Annotated in this window: 33 protein-coding genes; 31 read left to right on the plus strand and 2 right to left on the minus strand. The window is 34.3% G+C overall.

Annotation, left to right across the window (positions count from 1 at the left end):
* Positions 1-4 precede the first annotated feature (4 nt).
* From rpmC to ctlX, 25 genes are all read left to right on the plus strand, one after another.
* Complete coding sequence (rpmC, locus tag HAV12_RS03950; protein ID WP_007803639.1) at positions 5-196, plus strand: 50S ribosomal protein L29; 192 nt, start codon at positions 5-7, stop codon at positions 194-196.
* Between the two features lie 17 nt (positions 197-213).
* Positions 214-474 (plus strand): 30S ribosomal protein S17, encoded by a 261-nt coding sequence (gene rpsQ, locus HAV12_RS03955; protein ID WP_059114054.1) that lies wholly within the window; start codon positions 214-216, stop codon positions 472-474.
* Positions 475-476: 2 nt separating this feature from the next.
* On the plus strand, positions 477-845 hold the full coding sequence (rplN, locus tag HAV12_RS03960; RefSeq protein ID WP_007803649.1) for a 50S ribosomal protein L14: 369 nt from the start codon (positions 477-479) through the stop codon (positions 843-845).
* Positions 846-856: 11 nt separating this feature from the next.
* Positions 857-1,171 (plus strand): 50S ribosomal protein L24, encoded by a 315-nt coding sequence (gene rplX / locus HAV12_RS03965; protein WP_007803650.1) that lies wholly within the window; start codon positions 857-859, stop codon positions 1,169-1,171.
* A 2-nt stretch (positions 1,172-1,173) separates the two neighbouring features.
* Complete coding sequence (gene rplE / locus HAV12_RS03970; protein ID WP_017495015.1) at positions 1,174-1,725, plus strand: 50S ribosomal protein L5; 552 nt, start codon at positions 1,174-1,176, stop codon at positions 1,723-1,725.
* A gap of 3 nt (positions 1,726-1,728) precedes the next feature.
* Positions 1,729-1,998 carry a 30S ribosomal protein S14 gene (gene rpsN / locus HAV12_RS03975; protein ID WP_007803655.1) on the plus strand — a complete coding sequence of 90 codons (270 nt, stop codon included), beginning with the start codon at positions 1,729-1,731 and terminating at the stop codon, positions 1,996-1,998.
* A gap of 104 nt (positions 1,999-2,102) precedes the next feature.
* Positions 2,103-2,501: a 30S ribosomal protein S8 gene (gene rpsH, locus HAV12_RS03980; protein ID WP_017495014.1), complete on the plus strand. Its 399-nt coding sequence runs from the start codon at positions 2,103-2,105 to the stop codon at positions 2,499-2,501.
* Positions 2,502-2,519: 18 nt separating this feature from the next.
* Positions 2,520-3,062 (plus strand): 50S ribosomal protein L6, encoded by a 543-nt coding sequence (gene rplF, locus HAV12_RS03985; RefSeq protein WP_131426018.1) that lies wholly within the window; start codon positions 2,520-2,522, stop codon positions 3,060-3,062.
* Between the two features lie 11 nt (positions 3,063-3,073).
* Complete coding sequence (rplR, locus tag HAV12_RS03990; protein WP_132036349.1) at positions 3,074-3,424, plus strand: 50S ribosomal protein L18; 351 nt, start codon at positions 3,074-3,076, stop codon at positions 3,422-3,424.
* A 3-nt stretch (positions 3,425-3,427) separates the two neighbouring features.
* Positions 3,428-3,952 carry a 30S ribosomal protein S5 gene (gene rpsE / locus HAV12_RS03995; RefSeq protein ID WP_085950926.1) on the plus strand — a complete coding sequence of 175 codons (525 nt, stop codon included), beginning with the start codon at positions 3,428-3,430 and terminating at the stop codon, positions 3,950-3,952.
* A 12-nt stretch (positions 3,953-3,964) separates the two neighbouring features.
* The gene (gene rpmD / locus HAV12_RS04000) at positions 3,965-4,147 is read left to right on the plus strand and encodes a 50S ribosomal protein L30 (RefSeq protein ID WP_171568580.1); all 183 of its coding nucleotides are present in this window, start codon (positions 3,965-3,967) and stop codon (positions 4,145-4,147) included.
* A gap of 11 nt (positions 4,148-4,158) precedes the next feature.
* Positions 4,159-4,611, plus strand: coding sequence for a 50S ribosomal protein L15 (gene rplO, locus HAV12_RS04005; protein WP_171568581.1), 453 nt, complete (start codon positions 4,159-4,161; stop codon positions 4,609-4,611).
* A gap of 13 nt (positions 4,612-4,624) precedes the next feature.
* Positions 4,625-5,971, plus strand: coding sequence for a preprotein translocase subunit SecY (gene secY, locus HAV12_RS04010; protein WP_171568582.1), 1,347 nt, complete (start codon positions 4,625-4,627; stop codon positions 5,969-5,971).
* A 7-nt stretch (positions 5,972-5,978) separates the two neighbouring features.
* Positions 5,979-6,194 carry a translation initiation factor IF-1 gene (infA, locus tag HAV12_RS04015; RefSeq protein ID WP_007136545.1) on the plus strand — a complete coding sequence of 72 codons (216 nt, stop codon included), beginning with the start codon at positions 5,979-5,981 and terminating at the stop codon, positions 6,192-6,194.
* Positions 6,195-6,206: 12 nt separating this feature from the next.
* On the plus strand, positions 6,207-6,323 hold the full coding sequence (ykgO, locus tag HAV12_RS04020; protein ID WP_072945378.1) for a type B 50S ribosomal protein L36: 117 nt from the start codon (positions 6,207-6,209) through the stop codon (positions 6,321-6,323).
* Between the two features lie 2 nt (positions 6,324-6,325).
* On the plus strand, positions 6,326-6,700 hold the full coding sequence (rpsM, locus tag HAV12_RS04025) for a 30S ribosomal protein S13 (protein WP_132036351.1): 375 nt from the start codon (positions 6,326-6,328) through the stop codon (positions 6,698-6,700).
* A gap of 8 nt (positions 6,701-6,708) precedes the next feature.
* A complete protein-coding gene (gene rpsK / locus HAV12_RS04030; RefSeq protein WP_007803677.1) occupies positions 6,709-7,092 on the plus strand; it encodes a 30S ribosomal protein S11 in 384 nt (127 codons plus the stop codon).
* An 89-nt stretch (positions 7,093-7,181) separates the two neighbouring features.
* Entirely contained in the window at positions 7,182-7,787 is a 606-nt protein-coding gene (gene rpsD / locus HAV12_RS04035; protein ID WP_035619621.1) for a 30S ribosomal protein S4, read from the plus strand.
* 21 nt (positions 7,788-7,808) lie between these two features.
* Positions 7,809-8,801, plus strand: a complete 993-nt coding sequence (locus HAV12_RS04040; protein WP_127338520.1) for a DNA-directed RNA polymerase subunit alpha — start codon at positions 7,809-7,811, stop codon at positions 8,799-8,801.
* Between the two features lie 36 nt (positions 8,802-8,837).
* Positions 8,838-9,326, plus strand: coding sequence for a 50S ribosomal protein L17 (rplQ, locus tag HAV12_RS04045; protein WP_127338519.1), 489 nt, complete (start codon positions 8,838-8,840; stop codon positions 9,324-9,326).
* A 246-nt stretch (positions 9,327-9,572) separates the two neighbouring features.
* Positions 9,573-10,691, plus strand: a complete 1,119-nt coding sequence (carA, locus tag HAV12_RS04050; protein ID WP_171568583.1) for a glutamine-hydrolyzing carbamoyl-phosphate synthase small subunit — start codon at positions 9,573-9,575, stop codon at positions 10,689-10,691.
* 100 nt (positions 10,692-10,791) lie between these two features.
* A complete protein-coding gene (gene eno, locus HAV12_RS04055) occupies positions 10,792-12,084 on the plus strand; it encodes a phosphopyruvate hydratase (protein WP_171568584.1) in 1,293 nt (430 codons plus the stop codon).
* 155 nt (positions 12,085-12,239) lie between these two features.
* Complete coding sequence (locus HAV12_RS04060; RefSeq protein ID WP_171568585.1) at positions 12,240-13,517, plus strand: citrate synthase; 1,278 nt, start codon at positions 12,240-12,242, stop codon at positions 13,515-13,517.
* Positions 13,518-13,583: 66 nt separating this feature from the next.
* Positions 13,584-14,498, plus strand: a complete 915-nt coding sequence (locus HAV12_RS04065; RefSeq protein ID WP_171568586.1) for a dimethylarginine dimethylaminohydrolase family protein — start codon at positions 13,584-13,586, stop codon at positions 14,496-14,498.
* A gap of 87 nt (positions 14,499-14,585) precedes the next feature.
* Complete coding sequence (gene ctlX / locus HAV12_RS04070; RefSeq protein WP_171568587.1) at positions 14,586-15,521, plus strand: citrulline utilization hydrolase CtlX; 936 nt, start codon at positions 14,586-14,588, stop codon at positions 15,519-15,521.
* 80 nt (positions 15,522-15,601) lie between these two features.
* Here ctlX and HAV12_RS04075 read toward each other — a convergent pair whose 3' ends face one another.
* Together HAV12_RS04075 and HAV12_RS04080 are read right to left on the minus strand one after the other, a co-directional pair.
* A complete protein-coding gene (locus HAV12_RS04075) occupies positions 15,602-16,006 on the minus strand; it encodes a helix-turn-helix domain-containing protein (protein WP_171568588.1) in 405 nt (134 codons plus the stop codon).
* Positions 16,007-16,131: 125 nt separating this feature from the next.
* Positions 16,132-16,761, minus strand: a complete 630-nt coding sequence (locus tag HAV12_RS04080) for a MarC family NAAT transporter (protein WP_132036358.1) — start codon at positions 16,759-16,761, stop codon at positions 16,132-16,134.
* A gap of 153 nt (positions 16,762-16,914) precedes the next feature.
* On the opposite strand from HAV12_RS04080, the gene HAV12_RS04085 reads away from it, so the two are divergent.
* From HAV12_RS04085 to HAV12_RS04110, 6 genes are all read left to right on the plus strand, one after another.
* On the plus strand, positions 16,915-17,280 hold the full coding sequence (locus HAV12_RS04085; protein ID WP_132036359.1) for a CoA-binding protein: 366 nt from the start codon (positions 16,915-16,917) through the stop codon (positions 17,278-17,280).
* 107 nt (positions 17,281-17,387) lie between these two features.
* On the plus strand, positions 17,388-18,008 hold the full coding sequence (gene recR, locus HAV12_RS04090; protein WP_171568589.1) for a recombination mediator RecR: 621 nt from the start codon (positions 17,388-17,390) through the stop codon (positions 18,006-18,008).
* Positions 18,009-18,079: 71 nt separating this feature from the next.
* Positions 18,080-18,871: a polysaccharide biosynthesis/export family protein gene (locus HAV12_RS04095; RefSeq protein ID WP_132036361.1), complete on the plus strand. Its 792-nt coding sequence runs from the start codon at positions 18,080-18,082 to the stop codon at positions 18,869-18,871.
* A gap of 14 nt (positions 18,872-18,885) precedes the next feature.
* Positions 18,886-21,327, plus strand: coding sequence for a polysaccharide biosynthesis tyrosine autokinase (locus HAV12_RS04100; protein WP_171568590.1), 2,442 nt, complete (start codon positions 18,886-18,888; stop codon positions 21,325-21,327).
* Positions 21,328-21,337: 10 nt separating this feature from the next.
* Complete coding sequence (locus tag HAV12_RS04105; protein WP_171568591.1) at positions 21,338-22,321, plus strand: SDR family oxidoreductase; 984 nt, start codon at positions 21,338-21,340, stop codon at positions 22,319-22,321.
* 30 nt (positions 22,322-22,351) lie between these two features.
* Positions 22,352-23,743: a UDP-glucose 6-dehydrogenase gene (locus HAV12_RS04110; RefSeq protein ID WP_171568592.1), complete on the plus strand. Its 1,392-nt coding sequence runs from the start codon at positions 22,352-22,354 to the stop codon at positions 23,741-23,743.
* The last annotated feature ends 44 nt before the right edge of the window (positions 23,744-23,787 follow it).

A 23,787-nucleotide genomic window follows, 5' to 3' on the forward strand; every position in this document is an offset into this window, starting at 1 on the left:
TATTATGAAACAATCAGAAATAAAAGATCTTTCTGCAGCGGAGTTGCAAGAAAAACTTAGTCAAACTAAGAAGATATATGCTGACCTAAAAATGGCCCACGCTATTTCTCCAATTGAGAACCCACTTCAAATTAGAAGTGTAAGAAGAACAGTTGCAAGATTGGCTACAGAGCTAACTAAAAGAGAGTTACAATAATTGTATTCTGCTGAAAGATGGAAGAAAAAAGAAATTTAAGAAAAGAAAGAATTGGTGTTGTTACTTCAAATAAAATGGATAAATCTATTGTTATTGCTGAAGTAAGAAGAGTAAAACACCCATTATACGGTAAGTTCGTGTTGAAAACAAAGAAATACGTTGCACACGACGAAACAAACGACTGTAACATTGGAGATACTGTAAGAATTAGCGAAACGCGTCCTTTAAGTAAAACAAAATGTTGGAGATTAGTTGAAATCTTAGAAAGAGCTAAATAATTATGGTACAACAGGAATCAAGACTAAAAGTAGCAGATAACACGGGAGCAAAAGAAGTTTTAACTATCCGTGTTTTAGGAGGTACCAAAAGAAGGTATGCCTCTGTTGGTGACAAGATTGTAGTATCTATTAAAGATGCAACTCCTAACGGTAACGTTAAAAAAGGAGCTGTTTCAACTGCAGTTGTTGTACGTACCAAAAAAGAAGTGAGAAGAGCCGATGGTTCTTATATCCGTTTCGATGATAATGCATGTGTTCTTTTGAACGCTGCAGGGGAAATGAGAGGAACACGTGTTTTTGGTCCGGTAGCAAGAGAACTTCGTGAAAAACAATTCATGAAAATTGTATCATTAGCACCAGAAGTGCTTTAATTCGTTTTAAGATGATAAAGCTAAAAATTAAATCAGGAGATATCGTAAGAGTTATTGCTGGAGACCATAAAGGTGCTGAAGGTAAAGTTTTACGTGTTTACCGTGAGAAAAATAAAGCGATAGTTGAAGGTGTAAACATGGTTTCGAAACATACAAAACCAAGTGCTAAAAACCCTCAAGGTGGTATCGTTAAGAAAGAAGCTTCTATACAAATATCTAACATTTCACTAATTGATCCTAAAACAAAGGAAACAACTAGAGTTGGTATTAGAGTAGAAGGAGATAAGAAAGTAAGATTTTCAAAAAAATCTAATCAAGTACTATAGTAATGGCATATACACCTAGACTAAAAGAAGAATATAAGAGTAGAGTAATCTCTGCTCTTAAAGAGGAATTCGGATATACAAACGTAATGCAAGTTCCAAAATTGGAAAAAATCGTTTTGAGCCGTGGAGTTGGTGCAGCTGTATCTGATAAAAAACTTATTGACTATGCAGTTGATGAGTTGACAAAGATCACTGGACAAAAAGCAGTATCTACAATTTCAAAGAAAGACGTTGCGTCTTTCAAATTGAGAAAAGGGATGCCTATTGGAGCAAAAGTTACTTTACGTGGTGAAAGAATGTATGAGTTTTTAGACAGACTTATTACTTCTGCTTTGCCACGCGTTAGAGATTTTAGTGGTATTAAAGCTACTGGTTTCGACGGAAGAGGTAATTACAACCTTGGAGTTTTGGAGCAAATCATTTTCCCTGAAATTGATATTGACAAAGTAAACAAAATTTCAGGTATGGATATTACATTTGTTACTACTGCAAAAACAGACAAGGAAGCAAAGTCATTATTGGCTGAATTAGGATTACCTTTTAAAAAGAATTAAGACATGGCTAAAGAATCAATGAAAGCCCGTGAGGTGAAAAGAGAGAAAACGGTAGCTAAGTATGCTGAGAAAAGAAAAGCTTTGAAAGAAGCCGGAGATTTTGAAGGTTTGCAAAAGTTACCTAAGAATGCTTCACCAGTTCGTTTACACAATCGTTGTAAATTAACAGGTAGACCTAGAGGTTATATCCGTCAATTTGGTATTTCACGTGTAACTTTCCGTGAGATGGCTAATAATGGATTAATTCCCGGAGTTAAAAAAGCATCTTGGTAATCTCGCAATAAGTTAGTACTTTTGCAAACCAAAAAATAATTTTAATTGATTAAAGGTTCGGGAGGCGAGTGCCTCCCGAAAACCATAGTCGCAATCAAATACATATGTATACAGATCCTATTGCAGATTATTTGACTAGAGTTCGTAACGCTGTGGCTGCAAACCACAAAGTTGTTGAAATTCCAGCTTCTAATCTAAAAAAAGAAATAACTAAGATCTTATTTGATCAAGGTTATATCTTGAGTTACAAATTTGAAGACAACTCTGTTCAGGGTTCAATCAAAATCGCTTTGAAGTATGATAAAGATACTAAAGAGCCTGTAATTAAAGATATCCAAAGAATTAGTAAACCTGGTTTACGTAAATATGCTGGTGCTGCCAAATTACCAAGAATCCTTAACGGATTAGGAATTGCTATTGTTTCTACATCAAAAGGTTTAATGACCGGGAAACAAGCTAAGCAATTAAATGTAGGTGGTGAAGTAATTTGTTACGTATACTAATTTTAAAGACTAAATAAGATGTCAAGAATAGGTAAAAGCCCAGTTGTAATCGCTGCCGGAGTAACTGTTGAAGTTAAAGACGGTATCGTTACGGTAAAAGGAAAAAAAGGTCAACTAACTCAGGAGTTTTCGGACATTACTGTAAAAGTTGAAGGCGATCAAGTTCTATTAGAAAGATCGTCTGATCATAAAGACCAAAGAGCAAAACACGGATTATACAGATCATTGATCAATAATATGATTATTGGTGTATCTGAAGGTTTTACAAAAGAACTTGAATTAGTTGGAGTTGGTTATAGAGCTTCAAACCAAGGTCAAAAGTTAGATTTAGCTCTTGGATATTCTCACAATATTGTTTTAGAAATCGCTCCTGAAGTGGCTTTGGAAACAATATCTGAAAAAGGTAAAAACCCTATCGTAAAATTAACATCATTTGATAAACAACTTTTAGGTCAGGTTGCTGCGAAAATCAGAGGTTTCCGTAAGCCTGAGCCATATAAAGGAAAAGGTGTTAAATTCGTGGGTGAAGTATTAAGAAGAAAAGCAGGTAAATCAGCTTAAAAAATAAGATTATGTCATTAACAAAATCTGATAGAAGACAGAGAATTAGATTCAGAATTAGAAAAACGATTAGTGGTACTGCTACTAACCCAAGACTATCTGTATTTAGAAGTAACAAAGAAATTTACGCTCAACTTATTGATGATGTAAATGGAGTTACTATATTAGCTGCATCTTCAAGAGAAAAAGAAATAGGAAAAGGTACTAACGTTGAAATCGCTACTGCTGTTGGAAAACTGGTTGCTGAAAAAGCGTTAAAAGCCGGGATTGATACCATCACTTTTGACAGAGGTGGTTATTTATATCACGGTCGTATTAAATCATTAGCAGAAGGCGCAAGAGCGGCTGGACTTAAATTCTAATATATTATGTCTAAATACAAAAATGTAGAATTGGTAAAACCAAGTGGTCTTGAACTTAAAGATCGTCTGGTAAGTGTTAATCGTGTTACTAAAGTTACAAAAGGTGGTAGAGCTTTCGGTTTTTCTGCTATTGTAGTCGTAGGTGATGAAAACGGAGTAGTTGGTCATGGATTAGGAAAATCTAAAGACGTTTCTGAAGCAATTGCGAAAGCAGTAGAAGATGCTAAGAAAAATTTAGTAAAAATTCCTTTGAACGGACAATCTGTTCCTCACGAACAAAAAGGTAAATTTGGTGGTGCACGTGTATTCTTAATTCCTGCGTCTCATGGTACAGGAGTTATTGCTGGTGGAGCTGTTCGTTCAGTTCTTGAATCAGTAGGTATTCACGATGTATTATCTAAATCTCAAGGATCATCAAATCCTCATAACGTGGTAAAAGCAACTTTTGATGCTTTATTACAAATGAGAAGCGCTCATACTGTTGCAAAACAAAGAGGTGTTTCTTTAGAAAAAGTTTTTAAAGGTTAATTCAAGGAAATTATGGCTAAATTATTAGTAAAACAAGTAAGAAGCAAAATCAACTGTCCTCTTTCTCAAAAGAGAGGTTTAGAAGCTTTAGGTCTACGTAAAATGGGACAAGTTGTAGAGCATGATTCAATCCCTGCTATCCTTGGTATGATAAACAAAGTTAAACACTTAGTTTCTGTCGAAGAAGCTAAATAACAAATACTGTTATGAATTTAAGTAACTTACAACCAGCTGAAGGGTCAACACACAATCAAAATAAAAGATTAGGTAGAGGAGAAGGTTCAGGAAAAGGTGGTACTTCTGCAAGAGGTCACAAAGGAGCAAAATCTCGTTCTGGTTATTCTAAAAAGATTGGTTTTGAGGGAGGGCAAATGCCACTTCAAAGACGTGTGCCTAAGTTTGGTTTCACAAACATCAATCGTAAAGAATACGAAGGTGTTAATTTAGATACGCTTCAATTATTAGTAGACAATGGTATAATTACAGATTCTGTTTCTATGACAGATTACGTAGCCAACCGTTTAGCTACCAAAAATGAAATCGTTAAGATTTTAGGTAGAGGAGAATTGAAAGCAAAATTAAAAGTAACTGCCCACAAATTTACTGCTACTGCAAAAGCTGCTATTGAAGCTGCTGGTGGAGAAGCTGTAACTATATAACTTATCTATTAAGATGAAGAAATTTATTGAATCAATAAGTAATGTTTGGAAAATCGAAGAACTGAAAAATAGAATCTTAATTACATTAGGATTACTTTTGGTTTATCGTTTTGGTGCACATGTAACGCTGCCTGGTATTGACGCAACTCAATTAACAGGTTTAGCGGGACAAACTAAAAATGGTTTAGGATCTATCCTGGACATGTTTACAGGAGGTGCTTTCTCTAAAGCTTCAGTTTTTGCTTTAGGTATTATGCCTTATATTTCTGCATCTATTGTTGTTCAGTTAATGGGAATTGCGATTCCTTATTTACAAAAACTTCAAAACGATGGAGAGAGTGGCAGAAAAAAGATTAATCAAATCACTCGTTGGTTGACTATAGCTATTACACTGGTTCAAGGTCCAACTTATATCTACAATTTATACAGAACGTTGCCTGGAAGTGCATTCTTACTAGGTTTTAATTCACCTGAATTTTTATTCTCTTCTGTTATTATCTTAGTTACTGGTACAATTTTTGCTATGTGGCTTGGAGAAAAAATTACGGATAAAGGTATTGGAAATGGAATTTCATTGTTGATTATGGTTGGTATCTTAGCTCGCTTACCGCAAGCTTTTATACAAGAATTTACAACCAGAGTTACCAATAACAATGGAGGTCCAATGTTATTAGTTATTGAAATTATTGTGTGGTTATTAGTAATCATCGCTTGTGTATTGCTTACAATGGCAGTACGTAGAATTCCTGTTCAATACGCTCGTCGCACAACAACAGGAGATTACGAGCAAGATTTAGCAGGTGGTAATAGACAATGGATTCCTCTTAAGCTTAATGCTTCAGGAGTTATGCCAATTATTTTTGCGCAAGCAATTATGTTTATTCCTGCAGCTGTAGCTGGATTGTCTAAATCAGACACATCACAATCTATCGTTGGAGCATTTAGTGACATATTTGGATTTTGGTATAATTTTGTTTTTGCAACTTTAATTATTGTATTTACATTTTTCTATACTGCTATCACGGTACCTACTAACAAAATGGCTGATGATTTAAAGAGAAGCGGTGGTTTCATTCCAGGAGTTCGTCCGGGAGCTGAGACTTCAGATTTTCTTGATAAAGTGATGTCTTTAATAACTTTCCCAGGATCTTTATTCCTTGCTTTGATTGCTGTGTTCCCAGCTATTGTTGTAAGTATTATGGATGTACAACAATCTTGGGCAATGTTTTTTGGAGGTACCTCATTAATAATTATGGTTGGTGTTGCGATAGATACTATTCAACAAATCAATTCGTACTTGTTAAACAAACATTATGATGGTTTAATGAAGACTGGTAAAAATAGAAAAGCAGTAGCTTAATATATTTATGGCAAAACAATCAGCAATAGAACAAGACGGATCAATCATCGAAGCATTGTCAAATGCGATGTTCCGTGTGGAGTTAGAAAATGGACATATCGTAATTGCTCATATTTCCGGTAAAATGCGTATGCATTACATCAAATTACTACCTGGTGATAAGGTGAAACTGGAAATGAGTCCTTATGATTTGTCAAAAGCAAGAATTACTTATCGATATTAAAGGATATTCACTATGAAAGTTAGAGCATCAGTAAAAAAGAGAAGTCCCGAGTGCATCATTGTGCGTAGAAAAGGGAGATTGTACGTAATAAACAAAAAGAATCCTAGATTTAAACAAAGACAAGGATAATTATGGCAAGAATAGCAGGGGTAGATATCCCAAAAAATAAAAGAGGTGTTATAGCACTTACCTATATCTTTGGATTAGGAAGAAGTAGAGCTATTGAGATTTTAGAAAAAGCTCAAGTTAGCCAAGACAAAAAAGTTCAAGATTGGAATGATGAGGAGATCGGAGCGATTCGTGATGCAGTTTCATTTTACAAAATTGAAGGAGAATTACGTTCAGAGGTTTCTTTAAACATCAAACGTTTAATGGATATTGGTTGTTACAGAGGTATCCGTCATAGATCTGGTCTTCCGTTAAGAGGACAAAGAACTAAAAACAACTCTAGAACAAGAAAAGGTAAAAGAAAAACTGTTGCGAACAAGAAAAAAGCAACTAAATAATAAGTAATATGGCTAAAGCAACTGCAAAAAAACGTAAAGTTATCGTTGAATCAACGGGTGAAGCTCATATTTCTGCCACTTTCAACAACATCATTATTTCTTTGACAAATAAGAAAGGTGAAGTTATTTCTTGGTCTTCAGCTGGTAAAATGGGTTTCAGAGGTTCTAAAAAGAACACTCCGTACGCAGCTCAGATGGCAGCAGAAGATTGTAGTAAAGTAGCTCTTGAGGCAGGACTTAAAAAAGTAAAAGTTTATGTAAAAGGACCAGGAAACGGACGTGAGTCTGCTATCCGTTCTATTCATAACGGTGGAATTGAAGTTACAGAGATTATCGATGTTACTCCAATGCCTCACAACGGATGTCGTCCTCCTAAAAGACGTAGAGTTTAATACTCAAAATTTATAGTATAACCTAGATTGAACATAGATTATCGAAGGATAAGACCTGAATTCATAATCTCAATCTTAAACAATTTAAAATGGCAAGATATACTGGTCCTAGTACAAGAATCGCTCGTAAATTTGGCGAAGCAATCTTCGGAGATGATAAATCTTTCGAAAAAAGAAATTACCCACCTGGACAACACGGGATGGCTAAAAAAAGAGGAAAAAAATCTGAGTACGCTGTTCAGTTAATGGAAAAGCAAAAAGCTAAATATTCTTATGGAATTTTAGAAAAACAATTCAGAAATTTATTCGAAAAAGCATCAGCAACTAAAGGAGTTACTGGTGAAGTTTTATTACAATTATGCGAAGCAAGATTGGATAACGTAGTTTTTAGAATGGGTATCGCTCCTTCTAGAAGAGGTGCACGTCAAATTGTATCTCACAGACACGTTACTGTAAATGGTGAAGTTGTTAATATTCCTTCTTACCACCTTAAGCCTGGTGATAAAGTTGCAGTTCGTGAAAAATCTAAATCTCTAGAAGCTATCGAACGTTCTTTATCAAATTCAAGTCATGTTTATGAATGGATTACCTGGAACAATGATCTTAAAGAAGGAACTTTCGTTTCTGTACCTGCGAGACTTCAAATTCCAGAAAACATTAAAGAACAATTAATCGTAGAGTTGTACAACAAATAATAATTGACTTAGTCGAAATTTATGGCAATATTTAATTTTCAAAAGCCCGATAAAGTTATCATGATCGATTCAACCGATTTTGAAGGTAAATTCGAATTTAGACCTTTAGAACCTGGTTATGGATTGACTGTTGGTAATGCACTTAGAAGAGTTTTGCTTTCAGCATTAGAAGGTTATGCAATTACATCTGTTCGTATCGAAGGTGTAGATCATGAGTTTTCTACTATTTCAGGTGTTGTTGAAGATGTTACCGAAATTATCCTTAATCTAAAACAAGTACGTTTCAAACGTCAAATTGAAGATATCGATAATGAAGCAGTTACTATTTCTGTTTCTGGTAAAGATCAATTAACAGCAGGTGATTTTCAAAAATTTATCTCAGGTTTTCAAGTGCTGAACCCAGACCTTGTTATCTGTAATTTAGATCCGAAAATCAAATTGAACTTCGATTTAACAATCGAAAAAGGTAGAGGATACGTTCCTGCTGAGGAGAACAAAAAACAGAACGCTGCAATTGGTACCATTTTTACAGATTCTATTTTTACTCCGGTAAAAAATGTAAAATATGCAATTGAAAACTTCCGTGTTGAGCAAAAAACAGATTACGAAAAATTAGTTTTTGAAATTAAAACTGATGGTTCTATTAATCCAAAAGATGCTCTTACTGAAGCTGCTAAAGTTTTAATTCACCACTTCATGTTATTTTCTGACGAAAGAATTACACTCGAGGCTGACGAAATTGCACAAACAGAATCGTATGATGAAGAGTCATTGCATATGAGACAATTGCTTAAAACTAAGCTTGTTGATATGGACTTATCTGTGAGAGCATTAAATTGCTTGAAAGCGGCTGAAGTTGATACACTTGGTGATTTAGTATCGTTCAATAAAAATGACCTGATGAAATTCCGTAATTTTGGTAAAAAATCTTTAACTGAACTTGATGAACTTGTTGCAGTTAAAAATTTAACTTTCGGAATGGATTTAGCTAAATACAAACTAGATAAAGAATAATTCAATCCGCTACGGCGGATTAAATTTAAAATAGCAATGAGACACGGAAAAAAATTCAATCACTTAAGCAGACAGACTGGACATAGAAAAGCTATGTTGGCTAATATGGCTTGTTCTCTTATCGAGCACAAACGTATTAACACTACTGTTGCTAAAGCTAAAGCGCTTAAACAATTCGTTGAGCCTTTAATCACAAAATCAAAAGAAGATACGACTCACAATCGTCGTATTGTTTTTGCTTACTTACGTAGCAAATATGCTGTAACTGACTTGTTCAGAGACGTAGCTGCTAAAGTTGGTGACCGTCCAGGTGGATACACTCGTATCATTAAAGTTGGAAATCGTTTGGGAGATAATGCTGATATGGCAATGATCGAACTTGTAGATTTCAATGAACTTTACAATGGGGGTAAAAAAGAAGTTAAAAAAGCAAAAAGCCGTCGTGGTGGTAAAGCAAAAAAAGCTGAGGAAACTTCTGAAGCTCCAGCTGCTGAGTCTGAATCGACTACTGAAGCTTCTGAATAATTATGAAAGTAATGATTCTATAGAAATCAAGGATAAACTAATTTTTAGTTTATCCTTTTTTTTTTGCATTTTTTAAATTGAAATTTAACTTATTTCACTAGTTAGGTTTTATTTTTATGAATGAAATTTTTATTTTTTTTTGGAAGGCCTCTTTTAAAGAAGTAAATTTGCAAAATATCTAATTATAAATGAAATGGGCTTGCCGGGTTTCATTAAACAATTATAAAAAAACAATACGACTAAAGAATGAAATACACTACACGACAAAGCGCCATTTTATTACTAAGCGATGGGACTATTTTTCACGGAAAATCTATTGGTATTAGTGGTAAAACTTTTGGAGAGGTTTGTTTTAATACGGGAATGACCGGATATCAGGAGATTTTTACAGATCCTTCTTATTTTGGGCAAATTATGGTTGCAACGAATCCTCATATTGGAAATTATGGTGTTAATGATTTAGAAATTGAATCAGACAGCATCAAAATTGCTGGCTTAGTTTGTAAAAACTTCAGCTTTAACTATTCCAGAGAAGACTCTTCCGGAAGTTTAGAAGATTATTTTATTAAACAAAATTTAATCTGTATTTCGGATGTTGATACCAGAGCCCTGGTAAGTTATATTCGTGACAATGGTGCGATGAATGCGGTTATTTGTACGGACGATACTTCGATTGAAGATTTGAAAAAAGAATTGGCCAATGTGCCAAATATGGAAGGTTTAGAGTTGGCATCGAAAGTTTCAACTACTGAGCCTTATTTTTTTGGTGACGAAAATGCCTCCTATAAGATTTCTGCTTTGGATCTTGGAATAAAAAAGAATATTTTAAGGAATCTTGCCAAGAGAGATTGTTACATAAAAGTATATCCTTACAATTCGACTTATAAAGATATGTCGGAATTTAATCCGGACGGATACTTCTTGTCAAATGGGCCTGGTGATCCGGATCCTCTTTTTGGAGCTATCGAAGTAGCCAAAGATATTCTTGCTGATGACAAACCTTTATTTGGAATTTGTTTAGGACATCAGATAATTGCTTTGGCAAACGGAGTTCAGACTTACAAAATGTTTAATGGTCACCGTGGAATCAATCACCCTGTTAAAAATTTAATTACAGGTAAAGGTGAGATTACTTCACAAAATCATGGCTTTGCAGTAAACAAGGAGCAATTAGACAATCATCCGGATTTAGAGATTACACATTTACATTTAAACGACGAAACTGTTGCTGGTATGCGTATGAAAAATAAGAATTGTTTTTCAGTACAATATCATCCGGAAGCTAGTCCGGGACCACATGATTCCTCTTATTTGTTCGATCAGTTTGTTGAGAATATTAAACTTGCTACTGCTAAAACGATATAGTTAATAAGTAAAGGTGTTTAATGGTTAAAATGCATTTTTTCTATTAAATATTTTTATAATTTCGAAAAAAAATATAATTTATTAATAAAAAACAAAAATAATGAGTATTATAATTAAAGTTCACGCAAGACAAATTTTTGATTCCAGAGGTAATCCTACTATTGAAGTTGATGTTGTAACAGAAAACGGAGTTTTAGGAAGAGCTGCTGTTCCATCTGGAGCTTCAACTGGAGAACATGAAGCTGTTGAACTACGTGATGGAGGAAAAGCATTTCTTGGAAAAGGAGTTTTAAATGCAGTGAATAATGTAAATACCGTTATTGCTGAAGAATTAGTTGGAACTTCTGTTTTTGAACAAAATACAATTGATCAGTTAATGATTGATTTAGACGGTACTCCAAATAAATCTAAATTAGGTGCTAATGCAATTTTAGGAGTTTCTTTGGCTGCTGCAAAAGCTGCTGCTAATGAACTTGGATTGCCATTGTACAGATATGTTGGCGGGGTTTCTGCTAATACATTGCCTGTTCCAATGATGAACATTATCAATGGAGGTTCTCACTCTGATGCTCCTATCGCATTCCAGGAGTTTATGATCTTCCCTGTAAAAGCAACTTCTTTCTCTCATTCTATGCAAATGGGAACTGAAATTTTTCACAGTTTGAAAAAAGTATTACACGACAGAGGCTTAAGTACTGCTGTTGGTGATGAAGGTGGTTTTGCTCCGAATTTAGCGGGTGGTACTGAAGATGCTTTAGATACTATCAAATTAGCAGTTGAAAATGCCGGATATACTTTTGGTGACGAAATCATGATTGCTCTTGACTGTGCTTCTGCTGAATTTTATGTAAACGGTAAATACGATTACTCTAAATTTGAAGGAGAAACGGGTAAAATTAGATCTTCTGCCGAGCAAGTTGATTATTTGGCTGAATTAGTAGCTAAATATCCAATTATCTCTATTGAGGATGGAATGGATGAAAATGATTGGGATGGCTGGAAACTTCTTACTGAAAAAATTGGACATAAAGTTCAATTAGTAGGTGATGATTTGTTCGTTACTAATGTTGAACGTTTGTCCACTGGAATTGAAAAAGGAATCGCTAATTCAATTTTAGTAAAAGTTAACCAAATTGGTACTTTGACAGAAACTATTGCAGCTGTAAATATGGCTAAAAATGCAGGATATACTTCAGTAATGTCTCACCGTTCAGGAGAAACAGAAGATAATACTATTGCAGACTTAGCAGTAGCTTTAAACTGTGGTCAAATTAAAACAGGTTCTGCTTCCCGTTCTGATCGTATGGCAAAATACAATCAGTTATTGAGAATTGAAGAAGAGTTAGGAAGTACGGCTTACTTCCCGGGATTAAACGCTTTCAAGATCAAATAAAAGTAAGAGTTATATATTAAAATTGAACCATTCGTTTCTGCGAATGGTTTTTTTTTGGAGTTTTAACAAATTCATAGCAGGATTCTTTTTTTAATTAGTCTTAAATTCCTTAGATTTGATAAATTATTATTTTAAAGATTTATTTCCGATATATTATGTCAAAAATAGCTACATTAGAAGTAGATGGTCAAAAAATTGAACTTCCGGTAATCACAGGGAGCGAAAATGAATCAGCTATCGATATTAACAAATTACGTGATTTAACAGGTATTATTACAATTGATCCGGGATACAAAAATTCTGGTTCTTGTAAAAGTGAAATCACTTTCTTAGACGGAGAATTAGGAATTTTGCGTTACAGAGGATACTCCATTGAAGATTTAGCTGAAAAGGCTAGTTTTCTGGAAGTATCTTATCTTTTAATTTTTGGAGAACTTCCAACAGCCCAGGAATTGGAGCAGTTCGAAAATGGTATCAAAAAACATACTTTGGTCAACGAAGAAATGAAAAATATCATTGACGGTTTTCCAAAAACAGCACATCCAATGGGTGTTTTATCTGCCTTGACAAGTGCTTTAACGGCATTTAATCCAAAAGCGGTAAATGTTGAGAATGAAAAAGAAATGTACGAAGCCATTTGTAAAACAATGGGTAAATTTCTTGTAATTGCTACCTGGACCTATAGAAAATCTATGGGATATCCATTAAATTACTACGATAACACAACAGGTTATGTTGATAATTTTATGCAATTAATGTTTAAATTGCCTACAGGGCCTTACTCGGCAAATCCTGTTATCGTTGATGCTTTAGATAAATTATTTATTCTTCATGCAGATCACGAGCAAAACTGTTCTACTTCAACAGTAAGAATGGTTGGTTCTTCTCATGCTGGTTTATTTGCTTCTATCTCTGCTGGTGTTTCAGCTCTTTGGGGACCACTTCACGGAGGTGCAAATCAGGCGGTTCTTGAAATGCTGGAAGAAATTAATAAAGATGGTGGCGATACCGATAAATTTTTAGCGAAAGCAAAAGATAAGAATGATCCTTTCCGTTTAATGGGATTTGGTCACAGAGTTTATAAAAACTTTGATCCGAGAGCTAAAATCATCAAAAAAGCAGCTAAAGAAGTGTTAGAGACTTTAGGGGTTGATGATCCTATTTTAGAAATTGCTAAAAAATTAGAATCAGCTGCTCTTGAAGATGATTATTTCAAATCAAGAAATTTATATCCAAATGTAGATTTCTATTCCGGAATTATTTACAGAGCATTAGGAATTCCAACTGATATGTTTACCGTAATGTTTGCCATTGGCAGATTACCGGGATGGATCGCACAATGGAAAGAAATGCGTGAAAATAAAGAACCAATCGGGCGACCTAGACAAATTTATACAGGACACCCATTAAGAGACTTTAAGTCTAACAGATAAAATAACTTTAAAAGCTTCACTTAACTGTGAAGCTTTTTTTATATTTGCCCAAAATATAATAAAGCTATGTTGCAATTAAATATAAAGAACGAAACGTCAAGATTACGTGCAGTAGTTTTGGGTTCTGCTGTTCATAATGGGCCGACTCCATCTATTGATGAAGCTTATGATCCTAAATCATTGGAACATATTAAGGCAGGAACTTATCCTATTGAAAAAGATATGGTTGCTGAAATGGATGCTTTTAATGCTGTTTTTCAAAAATATGATGTAAAGGTCTATCGTCCTGAGATGATAGAAAATTATAACCAAATTTTCGCCAGGGATATTGGTTTTGTAATTGATGATACTTTTGTGAAATCTAACATTTTGCCTGACAGGGAAAGAGAATTAGATGCAATTCAATATGTGATTGATCAGATGGATGCAACCAAAGTAGTTCGTCCTCCGGAAGAAGTTCATATTGAGGGAGGAGATGTCATGCTTTGGAATGATCATATTTTTATCGGGACTTATAAAGGAAGTGATTACAAAGACTATATCACTGCCCGAACCAATATGCAAGGCGTAAACTATATTAAAGAATTATTTCCGAATAAAATTGTAAAAGAATTTGATCTGGTTAAATCTAAACTTGAGGCAAGGGATAATGCGCTGCATTTAGATTGTTGTTTTCAACCAGTAGGAAAAGACAAAGGAATTATCTATAAACGTGGATTTCGTGAGGAAGCTGATTATTTGTATTTAGTCAACCTTTTTGGAAAAGAAAATTTATTTCACATCGAAAGGAATGAAATGTACCATATGTTTTCGAATGTATTTTCAATAGATACGAATGTAGTAGTTTCTGAGAAAAATTTTACCAGACTCAACAATTGGCTACGTGCCAATGGTTTTACGGTGGAAGAAATTCCGTATGCTGAAATTGCAAAGCAGGAAGGATTGTTGAGATGTTCAACTTTACCATTAATTAGAGATTAGAAAATAAGTTTCAAGTTTCAGGTTTCAAGTTTCACGTTCTTTACGAAACTTGAAACCTGAAACTTGAAACAAAAAAATATAAAGAAAATGAAACAAACTACAAATGCAATCGTAATGATTCGTCCGGTTGCTTTCAGAATGAACGAGCAAACGGCTGTAAATAATTATTATCAAAAAGTATTAGACGGATTTTTGCCAAGTACGGTAAATGCAAAAGCACAACAGGAATTTGATACTTTCGTTGAAAAATTGAGAGCGGTAGGAGTTGATGTTACAGTGATTGACGATACTTTAGAGACAGATACACCAGATAGTATTTTTCCAAACAACTGGGTTTCATTTCATGAAAATGGTGATGTGGCATTGTATCCTATGTTTGCCGAAAATCGTCGTCAGGAACGTCGTGAAGATATTTTAGACACTCTTGAAGATAAAGGTTTTGTAATTTCAAATATAATGGATTACACATCGGCTGAAGAAGATGGCTTTTTTCTGGAAGGAACAGGAAGTCTACTTTTAGACAGGGCTAATGCAAAAGCATATTGTGCGTTATCTCCACGTGCTGATGAAGAGCTGTTTATAGAGTTCTGTGAGGATTTTGATTATGCACCGGTTATTTTTGAAGCCTTTCAAACCGTTGATGGTGAACGCAAACTAATTTATCATACAAATGTTATGATGTGTTTAGGGGAAACTTTCGCTGTTATTTGTGCAGATTGTATCGATGATAAAAAAGAACGCAAAATGGTTTTAGATAACCTAAAAGCGGATAAAAAAGAGATTATTCTAATTACAGAAGCTCAGGTGAATAATTTTGCCGGGAATATGCTGGAAGTTAAAGGTACAAATGATAAGAAGTATATTGTAATGAGTGCTTCGGCTCACCAAAGCTTAACTCCAAAACAAATTACACAATTAGAAGCTCATGCTGAAATTTTGAGTTCAAGCCTGGATACCATTGAAGCTTGCGGCGGTGGAAGCGCAAGATGCATGATGGCAGAAGTGTTTTTGCCGAGAAGTTAAAACGGAAATAATAAAATTTTATAAAACAAAGGCTCAACTATTTGGTTGAGCCTTTGTTTTATAAATTATGATATCTAATGTTACTTCTTGATTAATTTTTCAAGCCTTGCCATCATTTCATCTTTTTCTTTCAACATTCGTTCAAACAAAGCTATCTTTTCTTCGTGAAGTGAAATCAATTTTTCAATTGGATGAATATTAACTGTTCCATTAAATGAATTAGTAAAGGCGTGTTCTCCAAAGGTGTTCGAAATAATATTTACTGCCTGCTCTTCATCAAAATTCTGAAAAGCTTCCACAGGAATTTTTAAGGCATGCGAGATTTGATCAAGGATATCCTCTTCGATTACATCTTTTTGCTCCAGCATATAGATTTTCTTTTGATTCCAGTCATTTCCCAGATCAAAAGCCAATGATTCCTGTTTGATACCAAGCATTTCTCTGAAACGTTTTACGTTTCTTCCCTGATGTATTTTCTGTTCCATAATAAATATAAATTTTCCGAAGGCTCAAATATAACGCCATTTGGATTAAAAATTCTAAGTTTTAAAGATAAAAAAATATCCCATAAAACATCGTTTTTGTCAGAATATTATAGATGAAAATAGGTTTACATTAGATTTCCTTTTACAATATTAATGATTGAACTAACGATATATTGAATTCCGATTGATATAACAATAAAACCAACAATTCTGGAAATGGCCACAATTCCTGATGCTCCCAGTATTCGGGCTAAGTAATGTGCGCTTTTTAGAATAGCAAAAATTGCTACAGCAATAGCAAGAATTGCTAAAGTTGAAATAATAATTTCTTCCATTCCGTGATGTTCCTGGTAAAAAGCAATCAACAAAGAAATTGAACCGGGGCCGGCTAACATTGGAATTGCTAATGGAGTCAAGGCAATGTCGTTTCGTTGTTGAGCTTCATTTTCAATTTTTTTATTGATCCCTCGTTTTTTGTTGAATTTTCCGGAAAGCAAGGAGAATCCCGAGCTTACAATTACAATTCCGCCCGCAATTCGAAGTGCATCAATACTGATTCCAAAAAAAGTCAATACATACTGACCGATAAAATAAGAAACAATCAAAATGATAAAAACGTTTATCGCAGTCCATAATGAAATTCTCGAGCGCTCTTTCTGAGAATCATGCTGTGTCAGTCCAACAAAAATAGGAACTGTGCCGATTGGGTTTAATACGGAGAAAAGAGCAGCAAATAAGTAAATGAATAAATCCATATTGTTTGGGTTAGTGGAGTAAAAATAGTCAATTTTTAATATTTCACGGCATATTCATGTTTGGAGATTGTTTTTTTATTGCTACTATTTCTGTGAAAATAACGTAAAATAAGCTCATTCTTTTTGATTACTTTTGTAGCATATTTTAAAATGATGAAAAACAAAAAAACTCTAGTTCTGGGTGCTAGCACAAAACCAGATCGCTACGCTTATAAAGCTATAAATGCATTGGTCCAAAAAGGACATACTGTTTTGGCAATTGGCCAAAATACCGGTGAAGTTGCCGGGGTAAAAATTTACACGAAAGCTATTCCCGTGAAAAATATTGATACTGTAACTTTATATTTAAATCCTTCCCGTCAGCGTGATTACTATAATTATATCATAGAAGCACAGCCAAAAAGGGTAGTCTTTAATCCCGGAACTGAGAATCCTGAATTATACCAATTGCTGGAACTAAATAATATCAAGGCAGAGGTTGCGTGTACTTTAGTTTTATTGGCTACAAATCAATATTAATTTTCAGAACTTTTTCGGGTATCTTTTTTGCAGATTAGCGATGCTAAATGAGTTTCAGTGTTAGTAAGCCAAAATAAAAGAACCATAAAAATAGTACTTTTGGAGGTATGGAATTTTCATCAAAATTAATAGAAAAAGCAGTCAATGAAATGTCGCAATTACCCGGAATTGGTAAGAGGACAGCTTTGCGATTGGTGTTGCATTTATTAAAACAACCTAAAGAACAAACAGGTTTTTTGTCTCAGGCATTGCTAAACATGCGTGAGGATATAAAGTTTTGTAAAAGTTGCCATAATATTTCAGATACAGAAGTCTGTGAAATCTGTGCTAATTCAGCAAGAAATCATCAGTTGATTTGTGTGGTCGAAGACATTCGGGATGTAATGGCAATTGAGAATACAGGCCAATACAAAGGTATTTATCATGTTTTGGGCGGAAAAATTTCTCCTATCGAAGGCGTCGGTCCAAGTCAGTTAAATATTTCAAGTCTGGTGGAAAAAGTAAAATCCGGAATTGTAACGGAGATTATTTTTGCATTAAGCTCAACAATGGAAGGTGATACGACAAATTTCTATATCTACAAACAAATTGCGGAGTCAGATATTGTAATTTCAACAATTGCAAGAGGTATTTCAGTTGGGGATGAGTTAGAATATGCGGACGAAGTTACACTTGGACGAAGTATTTTGCATCGTATTCCGTTTGAAAAAACGTTCAAAAACAATTAAATAAGATCAATTAAAAAGTAGATTTCCTGAAGATTAAAGGAAAACCTATATTTGCCGATAAAATAATTACAATGACAAAAAACAGCTTTTATATATTACTATTGATTAGTGTATTATTTACATCTTGTATTCCTGTAAAAGACTTGGTGTATTTACAAGATAAAAATACTTCCGGAGAGCAAAATACTATCGCTGCTGTCGAGTCTAAGCCTTACAGATTACAAACTAATGATGTTATAACCGTTGATATAAAGGCGATTGACCCTAAGCTGGTTGCTATTTTTAGTAAGTCTACAACAGGAGGGGCAACGGAGAAATCAGAGTCAGCTTTGTATTTTGAAGGTTTTACCGTTGATGATCATGGAAATATCAGAATGCCGATTTTAGGAGAAATAAATGTTATTGGCTATACCCTTGAAGAGGTGAGATTGATCATTGAAAAAAAATTGCTGGAAGAATATTTTAAAAGTGAGGCTAATATTTTTGTTACAGTAAAATTAGCAGGCTTTAGATATACTATAAATGGTGAGGTTGGAAGTATGGGGACAAAAACATTATTTCAGTCGCATGTAAATATTATGGAGGCTATTGCAAATGCGGGTGATATTACAACCGTAGGTGACAGAAAAGCGGTAACCGTAATTCGTCAGACACCGACCGGAGTTCAGATGCATGATATTGACCTTACAGATGTGAATGTAATGAAATCGCCCTATTATTATTTACAGCCTAACGATTATATTTACGTAAAACCATTAAAACAAAAAACGTGGGGTACAGGACAGACTGGTATACAGTCTATCAGTACTGTTATCACTTTGCTGTCGCTGGCAACAACAGTTTATTTGCTTCTTAAAAATTAAAACCAGATTCAACGATGTTAGATATAAAAGATTTTTCGATGTTTGAAAATCATTCGAATTTTGATTTTAAAGGGCTTTTATTAAAGATTCTCAGTTATTGGAAATGGTTTCTTATTAGTTTAATCATTGCATTTGCAATTGCATATCAGGTAAATGTTCGAAAAGAAAAGATTTACGGAATGCAAACGATGATTTCTATTAAGGAAGAAAGCAATCCGTTTTTTACTTCAAATACAAGTTTGGTTTTTAACTGGGGAGGGATTTCTGATCAGGTAAACGGGATTTCGACCATATTAAAGTCCAGATCACATAATGAGCTTGTTGTTGATAAATTACAGTTCTATATTGATTATCTTACTCAGGGAAAATATAATTTGGTTGATTCGTATGGAGAAGTACCTTTTTATTTAAATATTGATAAATCCAGAGGGCAGCTTGCCAATACTTTAATTAGTATTAAATTTTTAAGTGAAAATGTATATGAAATCAGGATTCCATTTGAGAGTAATTCTGTTTCCTTAATAACATATTCCAAAAACTCTTATTCCAATACTTCGGTTCAGCCTGTAGAATTTGTAAAAAAATATAAAGTCGGAGAGCAGGTCTCACTGCCTTTTCTAAATTGGAAATTGCAAATCAATGACAATCCCGGATTTTACAAAGGGAATGAGTATTTTGTTCGATTTAATGATTTTGATAATACGGTTTCGAATTACAGAGCAATTAATGTAGACGATGATGGCAAGGGAGGCTCTTTGCTGACATTATCATTGCAGGGTACAAACAAAGCAAGGATGGTTGATTATTTGAATTCGACAGTAAAAATGTTGATCAAAATTCAGCTTGACGGGAAAAATCAATTTGCAAACAATACAATACGATTTATTGATAGTACTCTTGTTGCAATGGAATCTCAGTTAAAAGAAAATGGCAATGAACTAAAGTCTTTCCGAAAAGATAAAAATATCTACGAGATTGAAGATGGCGGAGCTAAATTTTCTGACAAAATAATGGATTTTGATGTACAGAAAGATCTGATTTCGAGAAAAATTGCGTACTATAATTCATTAAAAACGTATTTGAATAACAGCGTCGATTATTCCCGCTTACCTGCCCCTTCAGTTGCAGGAATTGAAGATCCGAATATTGTTGTGAATGTTTCAAAACTGATTGCGCTTTCTACACAAAGGTCAGAAATGGCATATGCAGTAAAAAGTGATAAGATTTTTAAGGATTTCGACAATCAAATGCATGCCGTGAAGGACGTTTTGCTTGAAAATATCATCAGTGCAAAATCATCATTGTTGTATGATTTGTCAATGATAAACGCAAAAATTGGTCAGGCAGAAACTACCGTAAAAAGACTTCCGGAAGAACAACAGGAATTGTTGAAGATTAAAAGGAAATATGATTTAAATGATAATATTTACACTGAATTTCTTCAAAAACGAAATGAAGCAGAAATTGTAAAGGCTTCTAATTTGTCGGATATCCATTTTATTGATCCCGCAAAAGATATAGGTGGAAATTTAATTGGCCCTAAAACTTCTGCAAACTACGTCCTGGCTTTGTTTCTGGGTATGTTGATTCCTTTGTTGTTTGTGTTTGTGATTTTCTTCGTTAATAATTCAATTCAAAATATAGAAGATATAAGTAAATTAACGCAGATTCCCATTATTGGAGTAATTGGTGTTAATAAAGACAATATAAACCTGGCAGTATTTGACAAGCCTAAATCTGCACTTTCAGAATCCTTCAGAACCATTCGTTCTTCGTTACAGTTTCTTTATAAAAAACAGCGGGTAAGCGGAGCAAAGACATTAATGATTACTTCGTCAATAAGTGGTGAAGGAAAGACATTTTGTTCCATAAATATTGCGACTGTTTTTGCTTTAAGCGAAAAGAAGACAGTGATAATAGGTTTAGATTTGAGAAAACCAAGATTGGCTGACGAATTTGGTCTGACAAATAATGTGGGTGTAGTGAATTACCTTATTAAGCAAAAAAGTCTGGAAGAAATAACAAATCCAACTAATATTGCAAATCTTGATGTTATTCTTTCCGGTCCGATTCCGCCAAATCCATCTGAGCTTATTTTAAGTGAAGCGATGAAAGAATTGATAGACGAATTAAAACAAAAATACGATTATATTATTCTGGATACGCCTCCGGTTGGTTTAGTATCAGACGCTTTAGAGCTGGCTCAGTATGCAGATGTAACTTTGTACATTGTAAGACAGAATTATACTAAAAAAGATATGATCACCTTGTTGAATAACCGAATAAAAAGAGGAGAACTTAATAATGCGAGTATCGTTTTAAACGGATACGAGAATAAGGCTAAATACGGCTCCGGATACGGATATGGTTATGGCGCTTATTCTAACGGATATCATGAAGAAGAAGAAAAAAAGAGTTTTGTAAAATCTATTTTCAATAAATGGAATAAAAAATAATTTGAAATACATGGGAATATCAGCTCAATATATAATTTTAATTACGGGAGGTGCGGGCTTTATTGGTTCCAACTTATGCGAGCATTTTCTAAAAGCGGGTCATAAAGTTGTTTGTCTGGATAATTTTGCGACAGGGCACCGCCATAATCTGGAAGATTGTATTGAGAACCCAAATTTTAAATTAATTGAAGGTGATATTCGGAATATCACCGATTGTGTTTTAGCTGTGAAGGGAGTCGATTTTGTGCTGCATCAGGCTGCTTTAGGTTCTGTTCCGAGATCTATAAATGATCCGATAACGACAAACGATGTTAATGTATCCGGTTTTTTAAATATGTTAACTGCCTCCCGCGATGCTAAAGTGAAAAGATTTATATACGCCGCAAGCTCTTCGACATACGGAGATTCTGAAGGATTGCCAAAGGTAGAAGAGGTTATTGGTAAGCCACTGTCACCATACGCCATAACTAAATATGTAAACGAATTATACGCTGAAATTTTCAGTAAAACATATGGGCTGGAAACGATAGGATTGCGTTATTTTAATGTTTTTGGAAGAAAACAAGATCCTAATGGAGCCTACGCAGCAGTTATTCCTAAGTTTGTTATGCAATTTATGAATTATGAAAGCCCGGTCATTAACGGTGATGGAAATTACTCCCGTGATTTTACCTATATCGATAATGTGATTCAGATGAATGAACTGGCTATGATAAGCCAAAATAAGGAGGCAGTAAATACCGTTTATAATACGGCATTCGGAGATCGTAATACTTTAAATGATCTGGTAGGTTATTTGAAAAAATATTTAGCGGAATTTGACCCGAAAATTGCTGATGTAGAAGTTGTTTATGGCGCAAACAGAGCGGGAGACATTCCGCATTCACTGGCAAGTATTGACAAAGCCCAAAATAAGCTGGGATACAATCCAAAATATTCTTTACAGGAAGGATTAAAAGAAGCGGTAAGCTGGTACTGGAATAATTTGAAATAGAAATCAAAGATTAAGATAATAAATAATTAAATGGAAGTAACCAAAATTTGTTGCATTGGTGCAGGTTATGTCGGAGGACCGACAATGGCAGTAATTGCTCAAAAATGTCCACATATTCAAGTGACTGTTGTTGATTTGAACGAACAAAGAATTAAAGACTGGAATGATCCGGATACCAATAATATTCCGATCTATGAGCCGGGACTTTCAGAAATTGTTGCAGAAGCGAGAGGCAGAAATCTTTTTTTTTCGACTGAAGTCGAAAAAGCAATTGATGAAGCTCAGGTCATTTTTATATCAGTAAACACTCCAACTAAAACCTACGGAAAAGGAAAAGGTATGGCAGCTGATTTAAAATATATTGAATTGTGCGCCAGACAAATTGCAAAAGTTGCCAAAGAAAATAAAATTGTAGTTGAAAAGTCAACTTTGCCAGTTCGTACGGCAGAGGCGATCAAAAGTATTCTGGACAATACCGGAAATGGAGTTCAGTTTCAGATATTATCGAATCCTGAGTTTTTAGCGGAAGGAACGGCTGTTACGGATTTATTAAATCCGGACAGGATCTTAATCGGTGGAGATACAACTCCCGAAGGAGAAGCTGCAATTAATGCCTTAGTTGATGTCTATGCTAACTGGGTCAGCAAAGATAAAATTCTGACTACCAATGTTTGGTCTTCAGAATTGTCTAAACTTACGGCAAATGCATTTTTGGCGCAACGTATTTCATCGATAAATGCCATGTCCGAACTTTGTGAAAAAACGGGTGCTGATGTAAATGAAGTTGCCAAAGCAATCGGTATGGATACCCGAATAGGGCCAAAATTTTTAAAAGCCTCTGTTGGTTTTGGAGGTTCCTGCTTTCAAAAAGATATTTTGAATTTAGTTTATATAGCAAAATCATATGGCTTAAATGAAGTAGCAGATTATTGGGAACAGGTTATTATTATGAATGATCATCAGAAGCGGAGGTTTTCGAATAAAATCGTTCAAACCCTTTACAATACCGTTGCTGACAAAAAAATTACGTTTTTAGGCTGGGCATTCAAAAAAGATACAAATGATACGCGTGAGTCAGCAGCAATATATGTAGCGGATGATTTGATTAATGAACAGGCTAAAATCTCTGTTTACGATCCGAAGGTTTCAAGAAATAAAATGCTGGCTGATTTAAATTATTTGGAAAGTAGGTCTGTTGAAGAAAATAATAATGCAATTCTTGCGTTTGATAATCCTTATGATGCCTGTAAAGGCTCACATGCAATTTCAATTCTTACCGAATGGGATGAGTTTACAGCTTATGACTGGCAAAAAATTTACGATTCAATGCATAAGCCGGCTTTTCTTTTTGATGGCAGAAATATTTTAAATGCTAAAGAACTGGAGTCAATTGGCTTTGTTTATAAAGGTATAGGTTCTTAATTGAAAGTTAAGATTGATATAAGATTTGATGCGAAATGAGATAA

The sequence above is a fragment of the Flavobacterium sp. CLA17 genome (assembly GCF_013112255.2).
Taxonomy (GTDB): Bacteria; Bacteroidota; Bacteroidia; order Flavobacteriales; family Flavobacteriaceae; genus Flavobacterium; species Flavobacterium circumlabens.